The following is a 5,743-nucleotide window of genomic DNA, read 5'->3' as shown; positions in this document are numbered from 1 at the left end:
GATCTATTCGTTCCAGGGCGCGCGACCCGAGCGGTTTTCCGCCGAGGGCCGGCTCGCCGAGCGGCGGGTGTTGGCGATCGATGCCGGTTTCGCGCGGATCGGCCTGCCGCTGTCATTCCGCTCGACCGCCTCGGTGCTTTCGGCGGTCGACCTCGTGTTCTCGGTGCCGGAAAACCGCAAGGGGCTTTCGGCGGAAGACGAGGCCACGGTTCATATCTCCAACCGCATCGGCCATCCGGGTCGGGTCGAGGCGTGGGATGTGATCGCGCCGGCCGAAGTGATCGAGACCGATGACTGGACCGCGCCGTTCGACGCCACGCCCGACGAGGCGCCGGCGGCGATCCTTGCCCGGCGGATCGCCCACCGCATCGCCGCCATGGTCGGAACCGAGACGCTCGTCGATCACGGCGTCAGCCGCACGGTGAGGGCTGGTGACATTCTGGTTCTGGTGAGAAAGCGCGATGCCTTCGTCAATGCGCTGACCCGCGCGCTGAAATCGCCCTACGACATTCCCGTCGCCGGCGCCGACCGGTTGCGGCTTGCCGATCACATTGCGGTCAAGGACCTGATCGCGCTTGGCCGGTTTGCCGTGCTGCCGGAGGACGATCTCTCGCTGGCCGCGATCTTCAAGAGCCCGCTGCTGTCGCTGTCGGAAGACGATCTCTTTGCCGTGGCGGCAATGCGCAAGCCCGGCGAGCATGTCTGGTCGGCGCTGAGAAGGCTTGCGGGCGCGGGCGATGAGACGCTTGCCACTGCGGCCGAGACGCTGGAGCGGATCGTCAATGCCGCGCGCCGGCGCACCGCTTTCGATTTCTATGCCGGCATTCTGGCGCGCGAGGGCGGCAGGCGGGCGTTTCTGGCGCGGCTCGGCAGCGAGGCCGGCGATATTCTCGATGAATTCCTCAATGCCGCCAAGGGCCACGAAGATACCGGCCTGCCGGGCCTGCAGAGCTTCCTCGACGTGTTGGAGACGGGCGGGCTGGAGATCAAGCGCGAGCAGGACCAGAGCCGCGATGAAGTGCGGATCATGACCACCCATGCCGCCAAAGGGCTGGAAGCGCCGGTGGTGTTTCTGGTCGATGGCGGCGGTAAGCCGTTCGAGCCGCGCAACCTTTCGGGCTTCCGGGTGATGGCGGGCGATGTGCCGGTCTGGCATGGAGCCGCGCGTGACGCCGACAGCATGGTCGCCGCCGATCTCGCCCGGCGCGAGGCCGAGGCGAAGGAGGAATATCGCCGGCTGCTTTACGTGGGCATGACCCGCGCCGCCGACCGGCTGATCGTGGCCGGCTATCGCGGCCGCACCGAGGTGCCGGATACCTGGCACCGCATGGTCTGGTCGGCGCTGGAAGGCGATCACCGCGTCAACGAGACGGCGATGGCCGGGCCGGGCGGCGAGGAATGGCCGGCGCTGGTCTTCGAGGAAAAAATCCCGCCGCGCCGGTTTGACGAGGCCGAGGCCGGAAAGGAGGCCAGCGAAAAGCCGCCGCTGCCGGAGGCGTTGCTGACGCCGTTTCGCGAGACCGAACGGCCGCAGCCGCCGCTCAGCCCGTCGCGTGCAGGCATCGAGGTCGAGGATCCCGCGCCGATGACGGCCTCGCCGCTGTTCGAAAAGCCGGAGATCAATCTGGCGCTGGAGCGCGGCCGGCTGGTGCACCGGCTGTTGCAGATATTGCCGGGATTCGAGACCGATGACCGCGCCGCCGCCTGCCGGCGCTATCTCGACCGGGCGGCTTTTGCGCTGCCGGACGAAGAACGCGCCGCGATTGCCGCAAGCGTGATGGCGGTGATCGGCGATCCCCGGCTGCAGCCGCTGTTTGCGCCGTCTGCGCGTCCGGAAGTCTCCATTGCCGGAACCGTGCGGCTTGCCGGCGGGGCTTATACCGTTTCCGGCCGGCTCGACCGGCTGGCGGTGACGGATAACCGGGTGCTGCTCGCCGATTTCAAGACCAACCGTAACCCGCCGGGCGATAGCGAGACGCCGCCCTTCAGCCATGTGGCGCAGATGGCGGTCTATCGCGAAATCCTGAAGCCGCTCTATCCGCAAAGCGCGATCGACTGCCTGCTGATCTATACAGAGACGGCGGCGGTGCGGGTGCTGAGCGAGACCGAACTCGCCGAAGCCTTGGAGCGACTTGCGACAAAGTGACGGGGCGGCATTGATTTTTTGTGAAACCATGCTCACATGCATCGCAAGATTTTGCGCAAGGGGCCGGGTGTGTTTCCGGCAACGCAAGGAGCTATCAAATGACGACAGTCAAGGTCACTACAGCCAATTTCAAGCAGGAAGTGCTTGAATCTTCAGAACCCGTCGTGGTCGATTTCTGGGCCGAATGGTGCGGCCCGTGCCGGATGATCGGCCCGAGCCTGGAGGAAATCGCCGAGGAAATGAACGGCAAGGTCAAGATCGCCAAGGTCAATGTCGATGACAATCCGGATCTGGCGGTTCAGTACGGGGTCCGTTCGATCCCGATGCTGGCCATGTTCAAGGGCGGCGAACTTGCCGACGTGAAGGTCGGCGCCGCGCCGAAAACCGCGCTTTCGAGCTGGATTTCCGGCGTCGTAGGCTGAAAACAGCCACATTTTGCAGCCATGAAGCCCGCCATTGCGCGGGCTTTTTTTGATCGAGGCGGAACCTGGCGGGTTATGCCGCGTTTTGGCCTTAAGCATGATTACGGCCAAAACGGAGTTTACCTCTTGATGACGACGATGCGTTCTGTTTCGCCCTCTCTCCTCAGCCTGTTTTTTGTTCCCCTGTTTCTGTTGCCGGCAACGGCTTCCGCCTTCGAACCGGAACTCGGCCCGGCAAAACCTTTCTCCTTTGAAACGCTTGCCGAAGAAGCGAAAGTGCTTTCGGAAAAGCCGTTCGAGCCCTATCCGGTGCAAACGCCGGAACTGTTCGAGAAGATCGATTACGACGCCCACTGGAAGATCAGGTTCCGCGCCGATCACACCGTGGAGGTCGGCGATGCGCCGGTGCAGTTCTTCCATCAGGGCCGCTATTTCAAGGAACCGGTGACGATCAATCTGGTGGAGGACGGCGAGGCCCGCGAAGTTATCTACAGCGCCGATTATTTCGACATGCCGGAGGACAGTCCCGCAAAGGCGGTCGAGGATGTCGCGGGCTGGGCCGGGTTCCGGGTGATGCGGCCGGATATGAAGACCGACTGGATTTCGTTTCTCGGGGCCTCCTATTTCCGCACCGATGGTCCCGACAAGCAGTACGGCCTTTCGGCGCGCGCTCTGGCGGTCGATACCGGTCTTTCGACGGCGGAGGAGTTTCCGCGCTTCACCGCTTTCTATCTGGAGGAAGACGAGGATGCCGATGAGGGCATCGTCATCTACGCGCTGCTGGACAGCAAGAGCGTGACTGGCGCCTACCGGATCGAGGCGGAAAACACCGATGGCGAGGGCCAGGTGCTTCATATCCAGAGCCGGCTGTTCTTCCGCGATGCGGTGGAGCGTCTCGGCATCGCGCCGCTGACCTCGATGTACTGGTATTCCGAGACCCATCGCAACATGGCCTTCGACTGGCGTCCGGAAGTCCATGACAGCGATGGTCTGGAAATCGTCACAGGCAGCGGCGAGCAGATCTGGCGGCCGCTCAACAATCCAAACCGGGTGGTGACCTCGAGCTTCTATGACGACAACCCGCAGGGGTTCGGCCTGATCCAGCGCGACCGCGATTTCGACCACTATCTCGATGACGGCGTGTTCTACAATCGCCGCGCTTCCGCCTGGATCACGCCGGAGGGGGACTGGGGCAAGGGCATGGTGCAGCTCGTGGAACTGCCGTCCGATGACGAGATCTACGACAACATCGTCGCCTACTGGCTGCCCGAGGACCTGCCCGAGGCGGGCGAGGAACGCGATTTCGCCTATACGCTGACCTGGGCCAAGCGCGGGCCTGAAAACGATGCGCTGGCCGAAACCGAGGCGAGCCGGATCGGCCGCGGCGGCGTGCCCGGCCAGCCGCGCCCGGACGACCAGATCAAGGTTGTGGTCGAGTTCTCCGGCGATGCCGTCTCCAGCCTGACGATGGAAGATGGCGTCGAGCCGCAGGTCTCGGTGGGCCCCGGCGCGGAGCTGCTTGATGCCTTCGCCATGCCGATCGTCGGCACCGACGACTGGCGGCTGACCTACGACCTGAAGTTCGAGGAGGGCGCCGATACCGTCGATGTCCGCGCCTATCTTTCCAAGGACGGCGCGCCGCTGACGGAGACCTGGCTCGGCCAGTTTCACGCCGGCCAGTTCGAGTGACCCAATCTTTGCCGGGGCGCGGCTTCATGGCTGGTGCCCCGGCAAGGGATGACGCGGCGGCAATTTAGTGCTATAGGCTCGCGCAAACGGGCGGCCTCTATGACAGCGCCCGATGATTTTTCATAGCGTATCAGCGGGTTCGCCCTGCCGCCTGAAGGGCCGGCGGCGAACGACCGCGTTGCCGGAGAGACCATGTCCGTAGCCGAAATCGATCTTGAAGCCCAGCGCGCCCGGCCGCGTCCTGCCGCAGCTCCCGCGCAGGGCAAGACCACGCTGATCGGTCTTTCCAAGCCGGAGCTTGCCGAGGCGCTTTCCTCGGTCGGCGTCGCCGACAAGCAGATCAAGATGCGCGTCAGCCAGATATGGAACTGGCTTTACGTGCGCGGCGTCTCGGATTTTGCCGAGATGACCAATGTCGCCAAGGACCTGCGGGTGAGGATGGCCGAGGCCTTCGACATCGCCCGCCCGGAAATCGTCACCGAGCAGATTTCGACCGACGGCACCCGCAAATGGCTGATCCGCTTCCCCTCGCACGGTGCAGGCAAGCCCGTCGAGATCGAGACCGTTTATATTCCGGAGGAAGATCGCGGGACGCTGTGCATCTCCAGCCAGGTCGGCTGCACGCTCACCTGCTCCTTCTGTCACACCGGCACCCAGCGTCTGGTGCGCAATTTGCGGCCCGAGGAAATTCTCGGCCAGTTGCTGGTCGCCCGCGACGCGCTCGGCGATTTTCCGAACCGCGATGCGCCGAACGGCGCCTTCATCCCGGAATCCGACCGCAAGGTCACCAATATCGTGATGATGGGCATGGGCGAGCCGCTCTATAATTTCGAGGCGGTCAAGAAGGCGCTGCTGATCGCGTCTGCCGAGGACGGCCTGTCGCTGTCGAAGCGCCGCATCACGCTCTCGACCTCCGGCGTGGTGCCGGAAATCTACCGCACCGGCGACGAGATCGGCTGCATGCTGGCGATTTCGCTGCATGCGGTGCGCGACGACCTGCGCGATCTGCTGGTGCCGATCAACAAGAAGTATCCGCTGGAAGAGCTGATCAAGGCCTGCCGCGAGTATCCGGGCCTGTCCAACGCCAAGCGCATCACCTTCGAATATGTGATGCTGAAGGACGTCAATGACAGCCTTGCCGATGCCCGCGATCTGGTGAAGCTTTTGAAGGGCGTGCCGGCCAAGATCAACCTGATCCCTTTCAACCCGTGGCCGGGGTCGAACTACCAGTGTTCCGACTGGGAGACGATCGAGCGCTTCGCCGATTTCATCAACCAGGCCGGCTACGCCTCCCCGATCCGCACCCCGCGCGGCCGCGACATTCTGGCGGCCTGCGGCCAGCTCAAGTCAGAATCGGAGCGCATGCGCAAGACCGAACGGCTCGCCTACGAGGCGATGATGATCGCCAATCACGGGGATTGAGGCAGGGTTCTGCTTTGCCGCTTGCTCCCAATATTCTCTCCCGCTGGCGGGAGAGATGCCCCGA

Annotated in this window: 4 protein-coding genes; all 4 read left to right on the top strand. The window is 64.0% G+C overall.

Going from position 1 to position 5,743, the window contains the following annotated elements; all coding sequences use genetic code 11:
* On the top strand, positions 1-2,146 hold a 2,146-nt coding region (locus B4E36_RS23975; RefSeq protein WP_345900915.1), incomplete at its 5' end, for a 3'-5' exonuclease.
* A 98-nt stretch (positions 2,147-2,244) separates the two neighbouring features.
* A complete protein-coding gene (gene trxA, locus B4E36_RS23970) occupies positions 2,245-2,568 on the top strand; it encodes a thioredoxin (RefSeq protein ID WP_018065654.1) in 324 nt (107 codons plus the stop codon).
* A 129-nt stretch (positions 2,569-2,697) separates the two neighbouring features.
* Positions 2,698-4,257 (top strand): glucan biosynthesis protein, encoded by a 1,560-nt coding sequence (locus B4E36_RS23965; RefSeq protein WP_292055270.1) that lies wholly within the window; start codon positions 2,698-2,700, stop codon positions 4,255-4,257.
* 192 nt (positions 4,258-4,449) lie between these two features.
* Positions 4,450-5,679, top strand: coding sequence for a 23S rRNA (adenine(2503)-C(2))-methyltransferase RlmN (rlmN, locus tag B4E36_RS23960; protein WP_345900914.1), 1,230 nt, complete (start codon positions 4,450-4,452; stop codon positions 5,677-5,679).
* Positions 5,680-5,743 lie beyond the last annotated feature (64 nt).

The organism is Martelella sp. UBA3392 (genome assembly GCF_002358775.1).
Taxonomy (GTDB): Bacteria; Pseudomonadota; Alphaproteobacteria; order Rhizobiales; family Rhizobiaceae; genus Martelella; species Martelella mediterranea.
This window is presented reverse-complemented; position numbering and strand designations above follow the sequence as displayed.